Below are 21,577 nucleotides of genomic sequence, written 5' to 3'. Positions count from 1 at the left end.
GCGCTGGTGCTGCTGGGCGGGGTGATTGGCACCGTCGCGGCGCTGGTGCTGGCGCGGCTCTTGTCCTCGTTCCTGTACGGGGTGAGCGCGGTGGACCCGCTGTCGCTGGCTGGCGCCACGCTGGGGCTGCTGGCGGTGGGCGTCGTCGCGGCGCTGGTGCCCGCGTGGCGAGCCAGCCGGATGGACCCGTCCGTCGTGTTCCGCGAGGGCTAGACTGTCGTTCCAGAGGAGGAGTTCCGTGTCCAATCAGCCCACGACGTCCGACGCGCCCCTGGGCACCTTCGAGGAGCAGGTGCTGCTGGCCGTGCTGCGCACCGGGCGCGCCCCTGGAGGCGGGGGCGCGTATGGGATGGCGGTGCGCCGGGAGCTGGAGGAGGTGGCCGGGCGCGAGGTGGCCATCGGCGCGGTGTACGCGACGCTGGACCGGCTGGAGGCGAAGGGGCTGCTCGCGTCGGAGCGTGGCGAGGCGGTCGCCGGTCCCTCCCGCCGGCTGTTCAACGTGACACCCCGGGGCGCGCGGGCGCTGGCGGACACGCGCGAGATGCGCGAACGGTTGTGGCAGGGCGTGGACCTCGTCCCGCTGCTGGCAGCGCGGGGTGGAGGCTGATTCCTAGCGGGACTGTTGGCCCGGCTCACAGCCGATGCGCTGCGTGCCGACGGCGAGGTCGTCCAGCCACCAGTCGGTGGGCACCGAGAGGCCCTGGTACAGGAAGACGCCGGCCTCGATGACCGTGAAGTCCGTGGCCTTCTCCCGCACCAGCGGCGCCGTGGTGGGCGGGTCGGAGAAGATGAACCGCTCGGGCCACGAGAGCTCCACGCCATCGAGCCAGACGCGCGGCTCCGCGGCCTCGGGGTGGTCTCCGTTGGCACCGTCGAAGAGCCATTCGAGGCAGGTCCACCGGTCGAGCACGAGCGGCGTGTCGGAGACCTGCACCCACTCCGGAAAGCCGGGCGGCTCGGGCGGGTGCCAGATGGCCATGTACTTCTCGCGGAAGGTGGCGACCTCGTACCAGTCGAGCGTGTCGAACGCGCGGTCCGCGCTGCCGGGCCGTGGATACCGCGCGTTGAAGAGCCCCGCGTGCGAGGCCGGACGCGCGGGCGTCGTGTAGACATAGGCTCGGCCCCACATCACCGGACCGAAGTGGGCGGGCAGCTCGAAGCGGAGGGTCTTCTTCGGGCCGCCCTGCGTCCCCTCCTTGCCGCCCACGAGCCCCTTCGCGTGCAGCGCGTACCGGCCGGAGCGGGCCCGCGAGTCGTCCACGAGGAGCTGGCCGCTGAACTCGTCACGGCCCGCTGTCCAGCCGGACGGCAGCGTGCCCTCCTCGAAGTTCCAGCACAGCGCCTTCGCGTCCGTGCAAGCCGTGTCGGTCGTCGGCTTCGGCTGGACGCTCGCACAGGCGACTCCCATCACAACCAGCGGCAATGGACTCCACCAGGAAAAGGGTGCGCGTGACACGGAAAGCCCTTTCTTTCGAGGAGGCTCCATCTTGCATCCGCCTTCGCGTCGTTCAGCAAGGAACATGCTCCGTTCCGGATTCGCCCGCGTCAGCAACCCTCCAGACAGCGCCGCGGTGTCCGCCGAGCCCTCCAGCCGCCCCGGCATGGGCGCCATCCCCTACGACGGGGGAACCACCTTCCGGGTGTGGGCACCCAACGCCCAGCGGGTGCAGGTGGCGGGCGACTTCAGCAACTGGCGGGCGGTGGAGCTGCGGCGCGAGCCGAGCGGCAACTTCTCGCTCGATGTCCCCGGCGCCAAGGCAGGCCAGCAGTATCAGTACGTCGTCCAGGGGAAGTCCGGCGACTGGCGCTGGAAGGGCGACCCGCGCGCCAATGCCGTGACGAACTCCACGGGCAACTCGGTCATCGTCGACCACATGGCGTACCCGTGGAAGCACGACTGGGACTTCCAGATGCCGCCCTGGAACGAGGTGGTCATCTACGAGATGCACGTGGGCACCTTCCACGACGAGCCCGGCGGGGGCCCCGGCAACTGGCAGCGCGCCATCGACAATCTGGACCACTTGAAGGACCTGGGCATCAACGTCATCGAGCTGATGCCCTCGGCCGAGTTCGCCGCCGACTTCAGCTGGGGCTACAACCCCGCCTACCCCAACGCCCCCGAGAGCGCCTACGGCAGCTCGGATGACCTCAAGCGCTTCGTCGACGAGGCCCACAAGCGCGGCCTCGGCGTGGTGATGGACGTCGTCTACAACCACCTGGGGCCTGGTGACTTGCCGCACTGGGACTTCGACGGGGAGACCTACGGCAACGGCGGCAGCTACTTCTACACGGACTGGCGCGCGAAGACGCCCTGGGGCCACACGCGTCCGGACTACGGTCGCCACGAGGTGCGCGACTACCTGCGAGACAACGCCCTGATGTGGCTGCGCGACTACCACATGGACGGCCTGCGGCTCGACGCCACGAAGGAGATCCGCATGGCCAGCGGCGCGGACAATCCGCAGGGCTGGCAGTTCCTCAAGGAGCTCAACGACGCGGTGGAACGCGAGTTCCCCCAGAAGCTCATCATCGCCGAGGACCTGGGGAACGAGGCGGGCGTCACCCACCCGGATGGCGCGGGCTTCGGCTCACAGTGGGACGCCAACTTCGTGCACCCGGTGCGCGCCGCCCTCACCGCGTTCTCCGACAGCGACCGGGACATGCACGCGGTCGCCCGGGCCATTGGCTTCAAGTACAACGGCAGCGCCACCCAGCGTGTCATCTACACCGAGAGCCACGACGAGGTGGCCAACGGCAAGCAGCGCCTGCCGAGCGAGGTGGGTGGCTGGGACGCGGGCGGCTACCACGCCAGGAAGCGCTCTCTCATCGGCGCCGCGCTCACCATGACGAGCCCCGGCATTCCCATGCTCTTCCAGGGCCAGGAGTTCCTCGAGGACGGCCACTTCCAGGACGGAGCCCCGCTCGACTGGAAGAAGAAGGAGCACTTCGCCGGCATCAACCAGGCCTATACCGACCTCATCAAGCTGCGGCGCAACTGGAATGACAACACCGCGGGATTGCACGGTGAGCACGTCAACGTCCACCACGTGAACAACGATGACAAGGTCATCGCCTTCCACCGCTGGGACAGGGGTGGGCCGGGCGATGACACCCTCGTCGTCGTGAACTTCGGTGGGAAGCACCTCGCCAACTACGAGCTCGGTCTGCCCTCCGATGGCACATGGAAGGTGCGCTTCAACAGCGACTGGCAGGGATATTCCGGTGACTTCGGCAACGCCCAGAGCTTCGACGTGGGCGGCCGGTGGAGCGGCCGGGACGGCATGCCCGCGAGCGGCACGTTGAACAACCTCGGTCCGTACAGCGTGGTCATCCTCTCACGCGACCGCTGAACGAGAGTCGCGGCCAGGCCTGCATGGAGCTGTCTTCGGGCCCGGTCGCGGTTGGATTTCCGCTGCGCACCAGGAGTGCGGTCCGCCGAAGCTGGAAGCGTCGGTGCGCGACCCTGCTGGCGAGCCGGGCAGCTCCTCGCGCGAGCGCGTGATTTTCGTTCCAGACGGGTGTGCTCCGCTGGCGGAGACGCGTGATTCCGATGGGTTGACCGAGCCGCGAGGAAGATTCGCGGCTCGTGTCGTTTTCGCGGGTGCTCATTCGACGTCACCGTGGAGCCTGATTTCTCGGGCTCCTTCGCCACATCTCGTACCGCGGCGGCGGTCACGGGGGGCGTGTGACCTGACAGGTTCGCTCGTCAGTTCATACCAACCGCCTCCGCAGGTGATGTCAGACCGCTGATGCATTCCTTCTCGCGCAACTCCGAAACGAAGGAGCCGAAATGACCTCCCATCCATCTTCGCAGGGCGTTGACGTGTCGCTGAACGTGCTGGAGCGGATTCGCCACTGCGCTGCCTCTGTCACCCGGTATCCCATCGACATCCTCACGGAGGATGCGCTGCTCGAGGACGAGCTCGGCATCGACTCGGTGAAGCTCGCCGAAATCGCCGCCGTGGTGGGTCGTGAGTTCAATATTCCCGCCGACCGCCTGCCCCGGGGTGGGAAGGCCCGCACGCTGCGCGCCATCGCGGAGGTGGTGGCTCCGCTGGTCGCGAGCCCGGCACCGCGGCCGGCGCCCGTTGCCACGCCTGCTCCGGTGGTCGCACCGGTTCCGTCCGTGAGTACCGTGCCGGTGTCCACGAGTGCGCCTGCTTCCACTGTTGCTTCGACTCCAGCCGTGGAGGCCGCGCTGGCGCCCGTCGTCGCATCGGCGGGCTCTCGCTCCGAGTTGGCGCAGCTGGAGGCGCGGGTGCGCGCCGTCTTCGCTCGGGTGACCCGGTACCCCGAGGACCTGCTGACGCCGAACGCGGACCTGGAGGATGAGCTCGGCATCGACTCCGTGAAGCAGGCCGAGGTGCTGGCCATGCTCTCGAAGGAGTTCGGCCTGACGCGGGGACCGGCGCCGTCCCAGCGGCTGCGCACCCTGGCCGCCGTCTGCGACGCCGTGCGCACCCAGCTGCCCGAGCCGGCCGTGTCCGCGCCCCCCGCACGCGAGGTGAGTGCTCCCGTGCGTGCCACTCCGTCCTTCGACTCGCCGCGGCCCGTGCTTCCCTTCACGGGGAAGGTCGCGCTCGTCACGGGCTCGGGGAAGGGCATCGGCAAGGTCATCGCCACCCGGCTCGCCCGGGCGGGTGCGACGGTGGTGGTGAACTCGTTCCACTCCCGGGACGAGGGCGAGAAGACCGCGCGGGAGATTGTCGCCGCCGGTGGGAAGGCGGTGCACCTGTGGGGCTCCGTCGCCCAGGAGGAGCACCTGGAGCGGATGTTCTCCAGCATCGCGGAGCAGTTCGGCGGGCTCGACTTCCTGGTGTGCAACGCGTCCAACGGGCTCATCGGGCCGTTCGACCGGATTACGCCGCGCGACTGGGACAAGGCGTTCCGCACCTGCATCACCGGCACCTACGAGTGCGCGATGCGCGCCCGGCCGCTGATGGCGCGCCGGGGCGGGGGCAGTATCGTCACGATGTCCACCTCCATGTCCCAGCGGTACATGCATGACCTGGGGTGCCAGGGCGTGGTGAAGGCGGGTGTCGAGTCGCTCACGCGCTACCTGGCCGCGGAGCTGGCCAACGATGGCATCCGGACCAACTGCGTGTCCGCCGGGCCGGTGCACGGCGAGCTGCTCGGGATGTTCCCCGACGCGGAGGCGCGCATCGCGCGGTGGGAGGCGGCCACGCCGGGCGGGCAGCTCTGCACGGCCGACGACGTCGCCGATGTCACCGAGCTGCTGCTGGGGTCGAAGACCCGGCGCGTGAATGGCGCCATCTGGGTGGTGGATGCCGGGCTCTCGGGGACGGTGGACGGGCTGCTGCCGGTATCCGCCGAGGCACGGGAGCCGAGCCGGAACGGCAACGGCTTCTCCTACATCAACGGTCACGACGTGCGAGCGCTCCTCGCCCTCGAGTCCTGAGTCCTTCCCGGGGAGCACACGCCATGGGTTACTTCGCTGTCCCGTACGACATCCACTTCGACGACACGATGGCCTACGGGAGCCATCACTTCCTCACCAACTTCAAGTTCCAGTGCGCCGGCCGCGAGCACCTGCTCTTCGGTCCGCGCTTCTTCGAGGTGCCGGAGCTCCGGCGCGACTTCGAGCAGGTGCTGCTGCTCACGTACGAGGGCTACACGCGCAACCTGGCGCCGGCCGTCCTGGGCGACCGGCTCGTGGTGCTGACGACCCTGGAGGAGTGGGGCGAGGTGTCGCTGCGCTTCTGCTTCCGGACGCTGAAGAGCGATGGCACGCCGGTGGCCTGTGGGTACCAGACCGTGCTGTGCGCCGACCGGGCGCATGGCGAGCTCTGCCCGTTCCCCGCCTCCTTCCGGCGCTGCTACGAGGCGATGGAGAACATCGACGAGCCCGTGGCGTCCCAGAGCTTCAAGGACCGCGTGCTCCGGGGAGGCGCCGCCGTCAACGAGCTGTTCCCGGAGTCGCTTCGTCAGCTCGCGAGGACGCTCCTGGCCGGCCCGGCCTCGCTGGGTACCGCGCGGGTGGTGGAGGTCGCGCCGGGAACGCTCGGGGGGCCCTCCTCCTCCGGAGGCTCGCGGGCGGTGGAGCCCGCACCGGGAGCTCCCACGGGGGCATTCGTGGGCAGGCCGCAGGAGCCGAAGCTGCAGCCCGGCTCCACGGTCTTCCTCTTCGGAGGGCAGGGCACGTTCGAGCCCGAGCTCTTCATCCGATTGAAGGCGCTGCACCCGGAGCTGCGGGCCGAGCTCGCGGCGGTCGGGAAGGCGTGCGCGGCGCTAGGTATTGACGTGGCCCCTCTGCTCGCGGCCCAGGACGCCGCCGCCGTCCGGCACGCACTCGAACAGGCGCCGCTGCTCGACCAGCTCGGCATCTACCTGTCCGGCGTGCTCGGGGCCCGGTGGCTGCGGAACCACGGTGTGGCTCCGGGAGTCTTCGTGGGGCACAGCTTCGGGGAGATCGCCGCGATGACGGCGGCCGGAGCGCTCGACCTGCGCGCGGGCGCGGAGGTGGTGTGCCACCGCATCCGGGCCCTGCGGACGGTGTCGGACGACGCCGGGACGCTCGCGGCCGTCGCCCTCGACGAGGCGGAGACGGCGCAGGCCATCAAGGACAGCGGCGCACGGAGCCTGGAGCTCGCCGGCCGCAACCACGCCCGCCAGACGGTGGTCGCGGGCCCGCGCGCGGAGCTCGAGCAGCTCCGCGACCTCCTGCAGGGCCGGGGGCAGGGCTTCACCTTCGTCTCCAGCCGCTATCCCTTCCACCACCCCGTCCTGGCACCGGCCGCGGAGGCGTTCCGGGCCGCGCTCGCTGGCGTGCCCATGCGTCCGCCGCAGGGCCACCTCTACTCGCCCATCGAGCGGCGCGAGTACACCGGCGGGCACGATGAGCTGGCGGATGCGCTCGCCTCGCACCTGGTGCGTCCCTTCGACTTCCTCGGCACGGTGGAGACGCTGGTGCGCGCGGGCTGCACCCGCTTCGTGGACTGTGGGACGGACGGACGGCTGGCGCGCATCGTCCAGCGCATCCTCCCCGCGGGCTCCTCCATCGAGGTGTCCTCCATCGGCGGCGCGCTTCCGGCGGATGCGCCCGTGGCCGCGAAGGCGTCCGGGCACGATGCGGATACGTCGATTGCCGTGGTGTCGCTCGGGTGCATGCTTCCCGGCGGCGCGAAGGACCCGGAGGCGTACTGGCGGAACATCCTGGGAGGCGTCAGCGGCATCGTCGACCACGGGCAGCTCCAGCCCGAGCTGGTGACGGACTTCGCGGGGCCCAGGGGCACGCCGGACCGCACGTACACCCTGCTCACGGGGCGCGTGCGGGACTCGGACCTGGTGGCTCCGCCGGGGCTCGAACCCGCCCGCTTCCAGCGATACATCCGGGAGCAGAAGCTGCTGGCCATCGCGCTCTCGCAGGCGCTGCGCGGTCTGGAGGCGACCGCCATCTACTCCTCCGGGCGCATCCAGTGCCTGCTCGGCTCCACGGGAGACGGGTCTTCCGAGTACGACGACGCCCTGTGCCTGGAGGCCGGTGAAGCCCTCCTGCGCGAGCGGGGCGTGGGCGGTCCGGAGGTCGAGGCCCTCGGTCGCGCGGCGCGGGCGGCGCTCGGTGTCGAGGCAGGGTCCTTGGCGCTGGCGCCCCACGCGACGCTCCAGGCGGTGGTGACGGACGTGGTCGGACGCGGTGTCCCCACGACGTTGCTGGACGCGGCCTGCGCCTCGTCGCTCTATGCCATCGCGCTGGGCATGAAGGCGCTGGAGCAGGGCGAGGCCGACCTCGTCTTCGCGGGCGGAGTCTTCTCGCCCGGGCCCGGCAACAGCTGCCTGTTCTCCCAGTTCAAGGGGCTCTCCGCGACGGGCAGCCGGCCATTCGACGAGCAAGCCGACGGCGTCATCTTCGGGGAGGGCGCGGGCATGGTGGGACTGATGCGCCTGCCGGACGCGCTCGCCGCGGGCCTTCGGGTCCACGCCATCATCCGGGGCGCGGGGCTCTCCAGCGACGGGCGGAGCAGCTCGGCCAACGTGCCGCGCTCGGAGGGACAGGTGGCCGCGATGGAGGCGTGCTACGCGGCGGCCGAGGTCGACCCGTCCAGCATCCAGTACGTCGAGGCGCACGGGACGGCCACGCCGGCCGGGGACGCCACGGAGCTCAAGTCGATTGCACGCGTCTTCGGCGGCAAGCGGCGCGGCATCCAGCTCTCCAGCGTCAAGGCCCTGATTGGCCATACCGGCTGGGCCGCGGGCGCCGCCTCGGTCATCAAGCTGTGCAAGGCGTTCGAGCATCGGCTCATTCCGCCGCAGTCGAACTTCGACCGTCCGGGCGCGGAGCTGCGCGCGCTCGGGGCGGACTTCGAGGTGAGCACGCGCGAGCAGCCCTGGCCGGAGAACGGTGCGCATCCGCGCCGCGCCGCCACGAGCGGCTTCGGCTTCGGCGGCACCAACGCCCACCTGGTGCTCGAGGAGTACCGAGGAGGCACACCCGCGCATCGTCCCCAGGAGGCTGGCGATGGGCGTGACGAGCTCGTGGTGGTGGCCGCGGAGGGGCTGTTCCCGGATGCGCGGGGCCTGCCGGTGGCGGGCGTGCCCGCCGAACTGGGGGCGCGCTTCGACACGGGGGCCGTTCAGTTGCCGTCCACGGTGCGGCTGCTGCCGGACATCGCCGAGGACATGGACCTGACGCAGCGCCTGGGGCTCGCCGTCGCGAGCTCGCTCGTCCAGAAGCTCGGTGCCTTCGAGGCGATGCGGTCGAGCACCGCCATCGTGCTCGGACTGGAGGGGAAGACGCGCCGGGGCGTGGAGGCCACGCAGCGGGTGCTGGCCGCGTCCACGCGGCGCAAGCTTCGTGAGTTCGCCCGACATGACCCTGAGTTCGCCACGGTCATTCCCCTGGCGGAGCGGTTCCACGAGGTGGTGACGAGCGCCCTCCGGCCGTCGGGGCCCTACACGCTCCAGGGCATGATGCCCAACGTCACGCCGGGGCGCATCGCGGGAGCGCTCGACACCAAGGGGCCCAACTTCGTGGTGGACGCGGGCGCGGCCTCCCTTTCCGCGGCGCTCCGGGCTTCGCGCGGGGTGCTGGAGAGCGGATTCGAGCTGGTGCTCGTGGGCAGCACGCATGTCCGCCGGCCGGGTGAAGGCGCGGAAGGCGAGGGCGTGGTGATGCTGGCCGTCACCACCGCCGCGAAGGCCGCGCGGCGGGGCTTGAAGCCGCTGTGCCACGTCCGGATGTCGGAGGGTGGCCAGCGGGGCGCCGGGCATCGCGTGGAGCTCCCGGCCCACTCGGCGAAGGAGAGCCTCACGGTCTTCCGGTCGGTGCTGGCCGCGGCGGAAGGGCGTGACTCCACGCTGGTCTTCCACCCGGATGCGGCGACGGGTGCGCGGTTGGAGGTCCAGCTCGTGCCCGCCACCGCGCGGGCCGAGGTCGCGGCACCGGCGTCGGCGCTGGTACGCAACAGCACGCCAGCGCGGGAGTCGGCTGCCCCTGCACCTGCGCCCGCGCGGGAGGGTCGCGGTGCGAGCTCTCCGGTGTCGACCGCCCAGACACTCATGCCGGCACAGATGGCTGTGTCTCCACGGAGCCTTGATGGCGTGACCTCGGCGGTTCCGGCTGGCCAGACACCCGCACGGGCCGGAAATGGTGCGGTGTCGCAGGCGCGAGGTGGCACCGTCTCCTCGGCAAGCGATGGCGCGTCAGCTCCCGCGTCCGTCGCTCCGGAATCGTCCGGCGGCTTCGACCATGCGGCGCCCATCCACTACCACGCGCCGGTGCTCGTCGAGCGCTCCGCCCGGGTGACCCGGTCGCCGGACCTGCGCGGCAAGCGGGTGCTGTTCATCGCGCAGGATGAGGCCGTGGCCCGCGAGCTCGCGTCCCAGGCCGAGGCCCTGTGCGGCTCGGAGCACCTCATCGTCCTCGCGGGGACGTCGGGCGCTCAGGGACGGATTCGCCCCATCGACCTCTCGTCCGAGGAGACGGCGGAGGCCGGACTCGACGCGCTCGGCTTCGACCCGCAGGTCATCCTCGCTGTGTGCCGGCTCACGCCCGGTGCTGGCGAGGCCGAGGTGGTCTCCGACACGGCTCTGCGTCACGAGGCGCTGGAGCTGCTCTTCCTCTCCGCGCGCCGCGCCTACGAGCGACTGACGGCGGGCGAGGTCGAGCTGGCGAGCCTGTGCATCGGTGGAGTGGGCCCGCGCCGGACGCTGCATCCGATGACGGGGCTGTTCGCCGGAATGCTCAAGTCCATCGGGCGCGAGGTCCCCGCGCGGAACGTCCGGGCCATCTCCACCGCGTCCCTCCCGCTCGCGGCGGCGCTTCAGCTCACCGCCATCGAGCTCGGCTCCGAGGAGGAGGGCGGCCCCTCCGTCGAGGTCTGCTTCGATGGACAGCAGCGCTGCGTCCGTCGGCTCCGTCCGACGCGCGTCACGGCGGACCCCGCGTCCACGCTCGACTCGCGCTCGGTGGTGCTGCTCACGGGCGGAGGGCGCGGTGTGACGGCGGTCCTCGCCGGAGCGCTCCTGAAGCGGTACGGCTGCACGGTGGTGCTCGTCGGACGGAGCGACCCGGCGGAAGCCCCCGAGCAGGTGCTCCAGGCGCGCGATGAGGACCTGCCCCAGGTGGAACGGGAGTTCTACGCCACCGAGCTGGCCCGCACGCCGGGCGTCCGGATGCCCGAGCTGCGCAAGCGCTTCGAGCGCTACCTCGCCGCGCGTGAGCTGCGGGCCACGCTCGACGGGCTCGCGCGGCTCCCCGGCCGGATGCTCTACCGGGCCGTGGACGTGACGCGACCCGAGCAGGTGGAGCGCGTGGTCCAGGAGCTGGCCCAGGAGCATGGGCGCCTGGACCTGGTGGTCCACGGCGCGGGCACGCAGACCTCCAAGAAGCTGAACCGCCGGCGGCTCGGTGAGCTCCGGGCCAACCTGGACACGAAGCTGCTCGGCCTGCGGAACCTGCGCGACGCCTGCGCGAGCCGCTTCGCGCGCCCGGTGCCGTTCCACGTCCTCACGTCCGCCTTCAGCTTCATCGGCAACGACGGGCAGGCGGACTACGGGGCGGCGAACGAGGCGCTGGACCGGCTCTGCGCCTGGGTCAGCGACGCCAGCCAGGAGGTCCGCTGGGCCAGTGTCGGCTGGCTGGCCTGGGACGGCATCGGGATGACGCGCGGCTCGGAGTACCACGTGCTCGGCGCCAGCCGCCGGCTGCGTGGCATCCGCGCCGAGGAAGGGGAGGAACTCTTCCTCCAGCTCGTCGACGGCCGTCCGCGCGAGGCCATCAACGTGCAGCTCACCGAGAGCGAGCGCGCCTGGTACGGGCTGGAGCTGCTGCCCGTGGAGACGCCGCCTCCGGAACCTCCCCGTCCCACGCGACGCGAGCTGGTGGTGGACGCGGCGAGCGTTCCCTGCCTGGAGGACCACCTCGTCCGCGGCACGCCCACGCTGCCCGGGGCCTGGGCCCTGGACCTGATGCTCCAGGCGGCGCTCGGCGATGGAAGGCCGGAGCTGCGCACCGTCACCATCGAGGACGTCCGCTTCTCGCGCTTCATCCGCGTGAAGCCCGGAGGGCGGCAGGCGCTGCGGGCCGAGTGCACGCCGCTCGTCGACGAGCCCGGCCGCCTCTGCGTCCAGGTGCGGCTGACGGGCGACATCGTCCATGCCTCCGGCGTGGTGCTGGAGCGCGACGTCGTCTACGCCGAGGCCCGCTTCACGCTGACGGCGGAGCCGCCCCGGGGGGCGTCCTGGCTCGACGCGGCCCGGCCCTCGGGGAGCGGAGTGAGCGTCCACGACCCGCACTGCGCGCCCGGAAGTCCCATCGAGCTGCGGAAGATGTTCGACTGCCTGGAGGAGATTCGCCTGGAGCGGACCACCCGCTTCGCGCGGCTCGGCCTGCCGGAGTCGCCGTCGCAGGCGGGGCGTGCCGTCCCCGCGCTCGTGCTGGACGCGGCCCTGCGGCTGAGCGCGATGCACGTGGATGGGGTGTCGGACTCCGTGTTCGCGCCGGTTCAACTCCAGCGCGTCACGTTCGACAGGAGCCTGGTGGAAGGGCAGGGCGGCGCGCGGCTGCGCCTGTCCCTGAAGGCGCTCGCGCCTCGCGTGGACGGAGACGTCGTCCAGTGCGGCAGCGTCGCGGCCATCGATGACGCGGGACGTCTCCGGATGCTGTTCGAGGGCGGGCTTGCCCGGCCCATGGCTTGAGACACCTCTCCCAGGGATGAACCCATGGACTCCTCCACTGTCGTGACAACCCGAATCCCCGTGGACGACGTCAAGCGGCTCCGGTCCGCGCTGCGACACGCGATGCCACCAGAGGCCTTCAAGCCGCAGCCCTGGCGCGGAGTCATCGCGCTCGCGCTCGTGCCGGTGATGATTGCGCTCGGCGGGGCCGCGGCGAGCGGGCGGCTGCCCTGGTGGGCGTGCCTCCTCGTCTCGTTCGTGCTCGGGCAGTTGCTCGTCGTCGTCGGCTTCGCGGCGCACGAGGCGCTGCACCACTCGGTGTTCCGCAGCCGGGTGCTCGAGGACGTGCTCGGCTGGGTGGGCTTCAGCCCGTGGCTGGTGACGCCCGGGCTGTGGCGCGCGTGGCACGTGCAGGCGCACCACAGCGCGGCGAACATCCACGTCCGGGACCCGGACATCCTCCCGCGCCAGGACGAGCTGGGGGCCCACTGGTTCCCCCGGCTGTTCCACGCGATATCTCCAGGCTCGGGCACGTGGCTGAGCTACATCAGCTTCGGCCTGTTCTTCACCGCGCAGGGGCAGGCCTTCCTGTGGCACTACAGCGGCCGGCCCGAGTTCCAGCACGTCCGCATGAACCGGACACGGGAGCGGCTGTTCTCCGTGCTCCTCCTGCTCGGCTGGGGCGCGCTGGGTTGGGCGATGGGGCCGTGGGGAGCGCTGTATGTGCTCGTGCTCCCGCAGCTCTTCAGCAACATCACGCTGATGGTCTACATCGCCACCAACCACTGGCTCCTGCCGGCGTCGGAGGATACAGACAACCCGTTCGTGAACACGGCCAGCGTGGCGACCCACCCGGTGGTGGACTGGTTCCACCTGAACTTCAGCTACCACCAGGAGCATCACATCTTCCCGGCGATGAGCCCGAGATTCGCGCCGCTGTTGCGAGAGAAGCTGCGCGAGCTCAACCCCGAGGCGTCCATCGTCTATCCGCACCTGCGGGCCCTGGTCACTCTGTTCCGGCGGCCACCGCTGTACGCGGTGGATGATGGACATACCCTCGTGCTTCCCGATGGCACGCCCAGGGTGACCACCGGGGAGCTTCGCCGGAGCCTCGGGGCCGGGTGAGCCCGCATCGCGGAACGGCGAGGGCACCTGTCGCTCTCGCCGTTCTGTCGCCGGTCCATCGTTGTTGCCGGAACGTCACCGGAGTCACGGGCTCGCGACTTGTTCGGAACCGCGCTCCGTCAGTACGCGGAGCAATGCCCTCTGCACGCCTCTTGATGTTGCTCCTGCTGGTTCTCACACCCGCTCGGGGACGAGCGGGGGACGTCCAGCAGGATGCGTCCTCGCAGCCCACGGACGCGGACGCGCCGCCGGCCACCACGACTCCGGCTCCGTTGGTTCCGGCGGAGCCCAAGTCCGAGGCTTCGAGTCCTCCGGCGGACGCGCCCGTCCAGGAGCAGGCCACGACTTCCAGCCCGGAGCCGTCGGCGCTTCAGCAGCAGGACGCAGCGAAGAGGAGGAATGCCCATATCAACGAAGGAGCCCTCAAGGGACTCGGCGTGGGGATTCTCACGGGCGTTGGGGGAGGCGCGCTCGTGGGTTTCTTGCTTTCGACCGCCGGCAGCGATGGATGCGGCTCGGGAGAGGGCGGCTGCGTTCTTGTAACCATTGGCGCGACGGTCGGCCTGGGGTTGATTGGCGCCCTGGTGGGAGGGCTCGTGGGCCCGGCGGTTGGCGCGGCCAGCGCCGCCAGGGAGTGGGATGAGGCCGAACGGCGAACCGGCTCGCCGCCCCATGACTCCAAGTCCAGGTCTTCCTCCAACCTTCAGCTGAGCCCCACTGTCGGCGTCAGCGCGGGAGGCGCGATGGGCGGTGTCATCGGCCGCTTCTGATTCACGCTTCAGCTTTTCGCAAGACTTCGCGTGTTGAATCCCCTCCCATGGCCCGCGCAGGTGGGCAGGAGAGGAACCTCGATGCACGAGCATGACGACGGCGGCTTGCAGCAGGACCTGAAGCTCCTCCGCGCTTCCATGGAACGCAGGACGCTCCTGCGCCTCGCCCTGGGCGCGAGCCTGGTGCCCCTCGTGGGCTGCGGGGGTGGCGACTCCTCGGGAACGGGGACGCCGACTCCAGGTGGCGCGACAGGCAATGGCGCCTGCGCCACCATTCCGACGGAGACCGCGGGGCCGTATCCCGGGGACGGCTCCAACGGCCCCAACGTCCTGACGCAGACGGGCATCGTCCGGAGCGACATCCGCACCAGCGTGGGCACGGGCTCCGCGACCGCCGGGGGCGTGCCGCTCACCGTCACCCTCACGCTCGTCAACTCCGCCGGAAGCTGCGAGCCGCTCGTCGGGTACGCCATCTACCTGTGGCACTGTGACCGTGAGGGCCGCTACTCGCTCTACTCCTCCGGAGTCACGGACCAGAACTACCTGCGCGGCGTGCAGGAGACGGACGAGCAGGGACGGGTGACGTTCACCACCATCTTCCCCGGCTGCTACTCGGGCCGCTGGCCGCACATCCACTTCGAGGTCTACCCGAGCCTCGCGTCCGCGACGAAGGCCGGGAACAAGATCGCCACCTCGCAGCTCGCCCTGCCCAAGGCCGCCTGCGACGAGGCGTACGCCACCTCCGGGTATTCGAGCAGTGTCTCCAACCTGCAGCGGATTTCCCTGTCGAGCGACAACGTGTTCCGCGATGGCTCGGACTCCCAGTTGGCCACTGTCACGGGCAGTGCCACCGAGGGATATGTGTCAACCCTGACCGTCGCCATCGCCGCGTAGGCCCCCTCTGGAAGGATGGGCGCGGCGGCCGGTAGAGTCCGCCGCCCCATGCCAAGACACCTTCATCTGCCCATGGCCGCGCTGCTCGCGGCGCTGTCTTTCATTGGTTGCTCCTCCGACTCCGATGACGAGACCGACGCGGGAACACCGCCGGCCGCCGACAGCGGGACGGATGCGGGAACCGATGCGGGGACCGATGCGGGGACTGATGCGGGCACGGACGCTGGAGTCGACTCGGGGGTGCGCGACATCTATTTCAAGCCCACCAGCCGTTTCGTCGACGAGAGCGGACAGGTCACGGTGCTCCAAACCTCGGCGGCGGGCGAGTTCCAGGAGCCGGCGGCGCTCGTGCCGGACAGCGCGGCGGACGGCGGCTACCAGGTGTACCCCGCGCGCCTCGCGGGCCCCCGTGGGTATGTCATCTCCGGCGTGCCGCAGGGGGAGTACCTGCTGCGCTTCAATGAAACCCATCTGTGGACGAGCGCGCGTCAGGTGGACCTGCCGACGACGCTGGTGCAGCGGGCGGACCTCGACTGGACCGTTCCCGAGGGGACGGCGCTGGACCTGCGCGTCTCCGGGCTCGAGCCCTGGAAATTTCCGGACATGCTCCGGTTGAGCTCTCCCAATGGGGGGAGCGGGATGGAAGACCTGCGCCTGGACTCCCGCGAGGTCTTTGGCACGCCGCGGGAGGGCGACACCGCCGTCAACGTGCGTGTGTCCCGCATCTCCTCCCTGCTCGACGGCTCCAAGGGCGACTCACTGTGGGTGCACCAGCTCTCGCCGGTCCAGGGCGCTGACGGAAACCTGGGGTACACGCGGGTGGTGCGCAGCTTCCATCGCCCCGCCGTTCCGCTCACCCCGGGACAGGTGACCTCGCTCGACGTGGCGCTCACGGGCGGCAGCGAGCGGACGGTGTCCTTCAAGTTGGATGGCCCGGCATTCGAGACGCAGCTCCGGGCCACGCACCCGAACACGGATGACGGTGGCGGCAATCTGACCTGGGGCATCGGGGCGCGGCCGGGCTCCGAGCCCTTCGCGCGGTACAGCAGCCGCCCGGAGCTCGCCTTCGGCTCCAACACCACCGGATATGCGCCCGCCTCCTATGCCGTGAGCTTCCTGGACGCCTTCCCGGAGCACTGGCGGCGCGTGGCACACGTCCACGCCTTCATTCCGGTGGACCTCACCTCGGACGGCGTTCGCTTCCAGGCCGGGACGGACATGTTGCGCGGCGACGCCCTGGAGGGCTGGGTCGAGGGGGAGACGTTGGCTCCCCGGCTCGGGCCAGTGCGGAACCTGCGCATCAACGGACTGGCCGCCGATGGGGAACTGCCAGGCGTGGGGACGACGCCGGTGGTGAGCTGGGACCCGCCGGAACTGGGGACCCCGACGCGCTACTTCGTCCAGGTTCTCCTGCTCGAGTTGCAGAGTGGGCGCTTCATCGCCCGTGGTGGCCGCTCCCACGTCGTCACGGAGAAGACGGAGGTCCGGTTGCCGCCTGGCATGGTGTCCGGCACGCACTTCGTGGTGAGGGTGACCGCGACGCGCGGGGCGGGCACGAGCAGCCCCTATGAAGGGCAGCTCCCGCTCGACGTGGCGGAGTCCGTGACGGGCATCCTGAAGCCCTGAGGGGTCACGGGGACTCATCGCTGAGACGGACTTCCGGAAGACCCGATGGCGAATCATCTTCCGGAAGTCCCCCATGTCGCCTGCCTGCCCCACCCACTGGGGAGAGTGTCCGGCCTGTACCCAGGTCCAAGGCGCCGGCCCTCGCCAATGGCCGCCTCCGAGGTCAGGTTGCCTGCATGGCCCTCCTTCTCTTCTGGGCACTGCTGGCCCTGTCACTCGCGGAGCCGCAGGGCATGTTTCACTGACGCGAGGCAGTGGCGCGCACCGGCTGGCGGGTCTCCGCCAGCCGCTCCAGCAGCTCGGCGGCGCGCGTGGGCGCGTCGTACGTTGCGATTTCCTCCTGGAGCCTCCGGGCCCGCTCCCGGAAGCCCGGCGTGTCGAGCACGGTCCGCACCGCCCGGCGCACCTGCTCGGGTGAGGGCGTCTTCGTCGCGAGGTTCACTCCCACGCCCGTCCACGCGATGCGGTTGGCGATCTCCGGCTTCTCCTCGGAGGTGCCCGCGCACACCAGGGGCACGCCACGGGCCAGGGCGCACTGGACGCCGCCGTAGCCGCCGTTGGTCACCATCACCGACACACGCGGCATCAGGTGGGCGTAGGGGATGAAGCGCTCGACGCGGGCGTTGGCGGGGAAGGGGCCGGCACCGAGCCATTCCACGGGCTGGCCGCCGGTGGCCGCCACCACCCACACGTCCTCGTCCGCGAGCGCCCGCAGCGTGGCGAGGATGAGGTGGGGCGCCTCCGTCGCCAGCGTCCCCTGCGTGACGTGGACCACGGGGCGCGGATGGGCTCGCAGCTCGTCCCACCACGCGGGCGGCGTCCAGTCGGCGGGAGCCTCCGGAAGGAACGGGCCGATGAAGTGGACCTGCGGGGGGAGGTCGGTGCGCGGGTACTCGAAGGAGGGGACCGAGCCCTGGAGATAGAGGAAGGGCGAGACGGGGACGTCGAAGATGGGCTGGCGCGTGGTGGGCAGCCCGAGCCCGGCGCGCATGCGATTGAGGCGCGCGTTGATGTCGCGGAAGACGACGTTGTTCACGCCCCACGCGAGCGCGCGGTTGCGCAGCCTGCCCAAGGGGGTGCTGCTCGGCATGAAGCCCAGACCGAAGGGCGCGGTGTCGGCGCTGGCGACCGTCATCGCGGTGATGCCGAAGGTGGCCCATGGCAGTCCGCGCTTCTCCTGGAGGAGGGAGGCGCCGAGGAAGCCCGTGTCGCAGACGACGACGTCCGCGGGGAAGTCCCGCAGCTCGGCCTCGAGGTCCGCGAGCTGTCCGGGCGCCGAGTCGACGAAGAAGTTCGAGAGGTCGAACTTGAGCTTCTGGAAGTCGCTCAGTCCGTTGCGCGCGGGGAACACGTCACCCACGGTGGTGTCGTGGAAGTCCTTCGCGGCGCGCATGGGCACGTAGCGCGCGCCGGTGGCCTCGACCTTGGAGCGGAAGAGGCTGCCGGTATGCCAGCGCACCTCATGTCCGCGCTCGACGAGCCGGCGGGCGATGGGCGCGCCCGGGTTGAAGTGGCCGGTGAGGGGAATGGTTCCGAAGAGGAAGCGGGCCATGACGCGGACGGTACTGGAAACCGCCTACCGCTGGTCCACGGCCGTGGGCGGCGGCGCGGCGGGCTCCCGGGCGAAGCGCAGGTCTCGCACGCGCCCGAGCCCCAGGCTCAGCCCGTCCACCTGCCCCTTCGAGTCTCGGGTGAAGCGCACCAGCCCGAGGTGCTCCGCGCGGAAGGCATCGGCATAGGACGGCACCAGCGCGAAGACGGCATCCGGACGCCGGTGCAGCACCAGCCCGTCCTTCTCGACGGCGACCGTGTACGTGGCCTCGGCCTCGCCGCTCACGTAGGTGCCCTTGTACGCGGCGAGCTGGGCCGCGTCCGGCTTCGCCAGTGCCACGGGCACGAACGGCTCGATGTCGCCATCCTGCGAGAGCAGCCGCGCCGCCGTGGGCCGCCCGTCCTTCCCCAGGTCGAAGGCGAGCTGGGTGGGGCCGTCCTTCACGCGGAAGCGCGTCGCGGAAAGAGGCGTGAGGAGCTTGTCGCCGTCCAGCCACAGCTGTCCCTCGCGCACGCTCACCTCGCGCGGCTCCGCCGTGCGCGTGCTCCGGTAGAGCCCGGCCCGGGCGGCGAGCCGCTCCGCCGCGAGCGTCACCTTCGGCGTCACGGGCGCCGGAGGGAATTGCCCGGCGAGGGCGAGGTTGGCCACCCCGCGCGCATACTCCGCCGGGTTGATGTCCCCGTGGTTGCACAGCAGCGCCACCGTCACGCCCTGGCGCGGGTAGCGCGCGAGGAAGGCGCGATAGCCCGCCGTGGCGCCGCTGTGGCTCACCTCGGGAAGGCCCTTGTACGTGCTCACGAAGAGGCCCGCCGCGTATTCGATGCGTCGGCCGCTGGTGAGCTGCCCCTGGCGCTGCATCTCCTGGAGGAAGCCCGGCCCGCCCACCTTCGCGCGCACGAGCCCGTCATCCCAGCGCAGCAGGTCCCCCACCGTGGTGAGCAGCCCTCCGTTGCCGTGCACGTTCTCGAACGGCATGTCCGCGCTGAACCGCTCGCCGTCCATCGTGTAGGCCGTGGCCCGGCCCTTCACCACGCGGGAGAAGTCGTCGCGCCACTCGGTGTGGGTCATGCCGAGCGGAACGAACAGCCGCTGCTTCGTGAAGTCGGCGAAGGACTGACCGCTCACGCGCTCCACGAGGATGGCGAGCAGGTTGTAGCCGGTGTTGCAGTAGAGGAACTCGGAGCCGGGCGGGAAGTTGAGGGACTTCTGCCGGCCCACCACGTCCAGCACGTGCGCGTGGGTGTGGATGCGGGTGCCCCGGGGCCAGCCCGCCGCCGCCACCACGGTGCCCCAGTCGCGCAGGCCGCTCGTGTGGTTCATCAGGTGCCGCGCGGTGATGGGAGCGCCATGGTCCGGCAGCTCCGGGATGAAGCGGCGCACGTCTTCGTCCAGCGACAGCTTCCCCTCGCGCGCGAGCAGGAGCACCGCCGCCGCGGTGAACTGCTTGGACACGGAGCCGGCCTCGAACACCGTGGCGGGCGTGTTCGCGATGTCGTGCTCCAGGTGGGCCAGCCCGTAGGCGCGCTCCAGCACCGGCTTGCCGTCCCGGCCCACCGCGACGGCGCAGCCGGGGGAGCCCGGCGCCGCGACGCGCGAGAACAGGGCGTCCACCAGAACTGCCAATTTCTCATCGGCCGTGAGCGGAGTGGGCTCCTTCGCTCCCACGAGGGCGGGCAGGAGCGAGACGGCGAGGAGCAGGAGGCGTGGAGTGGGAAGGTTCATCGTGACCCGGAAGCCTACCGCGCCGGGGCCATGACAGAACGATGACGAAGAGATTGGTGGCCCGTGGCCCTTTGCCGGTGCGGACTTCGTAGGGTGGCCGGGCCGTTGTCCTGCCCCGCCGAGCGTCCCCTCTCAGGAGCATGCAATGCGTCAGCCGCTTCTCCGCTTCACGGTCATTGCCTTCGTGGGCTGCGTGGGGCTCGCGCTGCCCGCCGCCGCGGAATCCCGGAAACCCGTCACGCAGTGGGTGGCCCGTCCCTCCGAGTCGGCCCGCGTGGCGCGCGTGGAAGCAGGCCTCGCGCCGGCCGCGATTCCCGGTGAGGAGCCCGTTCGTCTGTCGCTCCAGGAGTGGATGGAGCTGTACAGGATTCCGGGGCTGAGCATCGCCGTATTCGACAAGCACGCGCTCGTCTGGGCAAAGGGCCATGGCGTGAAGCAGGCCGGGGGCACGGAGCCCGTCACGGTCGACACCCTGTTCCAGGCAGCCTCCATCAGCAAGCCGGTCACGGCGCTGGCGGCGCTGCGCTACGTAGAGGAAGGCAAGTGGACACTCGACTCGAACATCAACGACAAGTTGGTCTCCTGGAAGCTGCCGGACAACACGTTCACGAAGGAACAGAAGGTGACGCTGCGCCGGTTGCTCAGCCACACGGCGGGCACGACGGTGCACGGCTTTCCGGGGTACGGCGTGAACGCGCCGCGACCGACCACCCAACAGGTGCTCGACGGCGTGAAGCCCGCAAACACGGATTCCGTCCGCGTCGACCTCGTTCCTGGCTCGGAGGTTCGGTATAGCGGCGGTGGTTTCACCATCGTGCAGTCGATGATGACGGACCAGCTCCAGAAGCCGTTCCCGCGAATCATGCGGGAGGCCGTGCTGGCGCCGCTGGGCATGAAGGACAGCACGTTCGAGCAGCCGCTGCCCGAGGCGCTCGCGTCCCGGGCCGCGACGGCCACCCATGCGAGTGGGAAGAGCGTGGACGGACGGTGGCACGTCTACCCGGAGATGGCGGCGGCCGGCCTGTGGACGACGCCGTCCGACCTGGCGCGCTTCGCCATCGAAGTGTCGAGGCTGAAGGCGGGCAAGGCGAAGGGCGTGCTGTCGCCGGGCATGGCGAAGCAGATGCTCACGAAGCAGGCCGACGGCTTCGGGCTCGGGTTCCAGCTGGAGGAGGGGAGCGACCGATTCGGCCACGGCGGGGTGAACGAGGGCTTCACGTCCACGCTGATTGCGTTCGCCGACTCGGGGAGCGGCGTGGTGATGATGGCCAACGGGGACAACGGGCCCCTGCTCTTCGAGCGGGTGGCCGCGAGCATCGCCGCCGAGTATGGCTGGAAGTCCTTCCACCACCGCCTGGACTCACCGCTGATGGCGGTGGACCTGCTGGTGCGGCGCAAGGGCGCGGACGCGGCCCTCTCCTTCATCCAGGCGATGCGGAGTCGCAACCCGGAGCGGGGGCTGCCGCCGCAGTTGCTGAACAGCCTCGGCTACGGACAGCTGATCGCGGGCAACCTGGAGGACGCCGTGACGCTGCTGAAGGCGAACGTCGAGTTCTTCCCCGACGACGCCAACGCGCACGACAGCCTCGGCGAGGCGTACTTCAAGGCGGGCCGGACGCAGGAGGCCATCGCCAGCTACAAGAAGTCGCTGGAGCTGGACCCGAAGAACACCCACGCGGTGGAGATGCTCCAGAAGCTCGGCGCGAGCCGCTGAAACGGCGGCCATGAATTGAGGTCGCATTTCGCGGTGTTT

General features: G+C 70.7%; 13 protein-coding genes. 10 read left to right on the top strand and 3 right to left on the bottom strand.

The genetic code is table 11. The features are described 5' to 3' along the window. Both HG543_RS21955 and HG543_RS21950 read left to right on the top strand, forming a co-directional pair. On the top strand, positions 1-213 hold a 213-nt coding region (locus HG543_RS21955), incomplete at its 5' end, for a hypothetical protein (RefSeq protein WP_169346785.1). A gap of 25 nt (positions 214-238) precedes the next feature. Further along, positions 239-607 (top strand): PadR family transcriptional regulator, encoded by a 369-nt coding sequence (locus HG543_RS21950; protein ID WP_211194080.1) that lies wholly within the window; start codon positions 239-241, stop codon positions 605-607. Positions 608-610: 3 nt separating this feature from the next. Here HG543_RS21950 and HG543_RS21945 read toward each other — a convergent pair whose 3' ends face one another. Beyond that, on the bottom strand, positions 611-1,408 hold the full coding sequence (locus HG543_RS21945; protein ID WP_169346784.1) for a hypothetical protein: 798 nt from the start codon (positions 1,406-1,408) through the stop codon (positions 611-613). Positions 1,409-1,520: 112 nt separating this feature from the next. Between HG543_RS21945 and HG543_RS21940 the strand changes: the two genes are divergently transcribed. The 7 genes from HG543_RS21940 to HG543_RS55485 all read left to right on the top strand — a co-directional run bounded on the left by HG543_RS21940 (position 1,521) and on the right by HG543_RS55485 (position 16,550). After that, positions 1,521-3,350, top strand: coding sequence for an alpha-amylase family glycosyl hydrolase (locus HG543_RS21940; RefSeq protein ID WP_246357210.1), 1,830 nt, complete (start codon positions 1,521-1,523; stop codon positions 3,348-3,350). A gap of 440 nt (positions 3,351-3,790) precedes the next feature. Next, positions 3,791-5,419, top strand: a complete 1,629-nt coding sequence (locus tag HG543_RS21935; RefSeq protein WP_169346783.1) for an SDR family oxidoreductase — start codon at positions 3,791-3,793, stop codon at positions 5,417-5,419. 23 nt (positions 5,420-5,442) lie between these two features. Beyond that, complete coding sequence (locus HG543_RS21930) at positions 5,443-12,156, top strand: type I polyketide synthase (RefSeq protein ID WP_169346782.1); 6,714 nt, start codon at positions 5,443-5,445, stop codon at positions 12,154-12,156. A gap of 42 nt (positions 12,157-12,198) precedes the next feature. Beyond that, on the top strand, positions 12,199-13,260 hold the full coding sequence (locus HG543_RS21925; protein WP_343073410.1) for a fatty acid desaturase family protein: 1,062 nt from the start codon (positions 12,199-12,201) through the stop codon (positions 13,258-13,260). Positions 13,261-13,394: 134 nt separating this feature from the next. Continuing rightward, positions 13,395-14,030, top strand: coding sequence for a hypothetical protein (locus HG543_RS21920; RefSeq protein ID WP_169346780.1), 636 nt, complete (start codon positions 13,395-13,397; stop codon positions 14,028-14,030). Positions 14,031-14,111: 81 nt separating this feature from the next. Next, positions 14,112-14,924, top strand: coding sequence for an intradiol ring-cleavage dioxygenase (locus HG543_RS21915; RefSeq protein ID WP_169346779.1), 813 nt, complete (start codon positions 14,112-14,114; stop codon positions 14,922-14,924). A 48-nt stretch (positions 14,925-14,972) separates the two neighbouring features. Continuing rightward, positions 14,973-16,550 carry a fibronectin type III domain-containing protein gene (locus tag HG543_RS55485; RefSeq protein WP_169346763.1) on the top strand — a complete coding sequence of 526 codons (1,578 nt, stop codon included), beginning with the start codon at positions 14,973-14,975 and terminating at the stop codon, positions 16,548-16,550. Between the two features lie 238 nt (positions 16,551-16,788). Here HG543_RS55485 and HG543_RS21905 read toward each other — a convergent pair whose 3' ends face one another. Both HG543_RS21905 and HG543_RS21900 read right to left on the bottom strand, forming a co-directional pair. Then, on the bottom strand, positions 16,789-18,102 hold the full coding sequence (locus HG543_RS21905) for a glycosyltransferase (protein WP_169346778.1): 1,314 nt from the start codon (positions 18,100-18,102) through the stop codon (positions 16,789-16,791). A 24-nt stretch (positions 18,103-18,126) separates the two neighbouring features. Then, on the bottom strand, positions 18,127-19,713 hold the full coding sequence (locus tag HG543_RS21900; protein WP_169346777.1) for a serine hydrolase: 1,587 nt from the start codon (positions 19,711-19,713) through the stop codon (positions 18,127-18,129). A 256-nt stretch (positions 19,714-19,969) separates the two neighbouring features. Between HG543_RS21900 and HG543_RS21895 the strand changes: the two genes are divergently transcribed. Continuing rightward, positions 19,970-21,538 carry a serine hydrolase gene (locus HG543_RS21895; protein ID WP_169346776.1) on the top strand — a complete coding sequence of 523 codons (1,569 nt, stop codon included), beginning with the start codon at positions 19,970-19,972 and terminating at the stop codon, positions 21,536-21,538. Positions 21,539-21,577 lie beyond the last annotated feature (39 nt).

The organism is Pyxidicoccus fallax (assembly GCF_012933655.1).
GTDB classification, from domain to species: Bacteria; Myxococcota; Myxococcia; order Myxococcales; family Myxococcaceae; genus Myxococcus; species Myxococcus fallax.
Note: the sequence above shows the minus strand (reverse complement) of the source record. Positions and strands in the feature narration are given on the sequence as shown.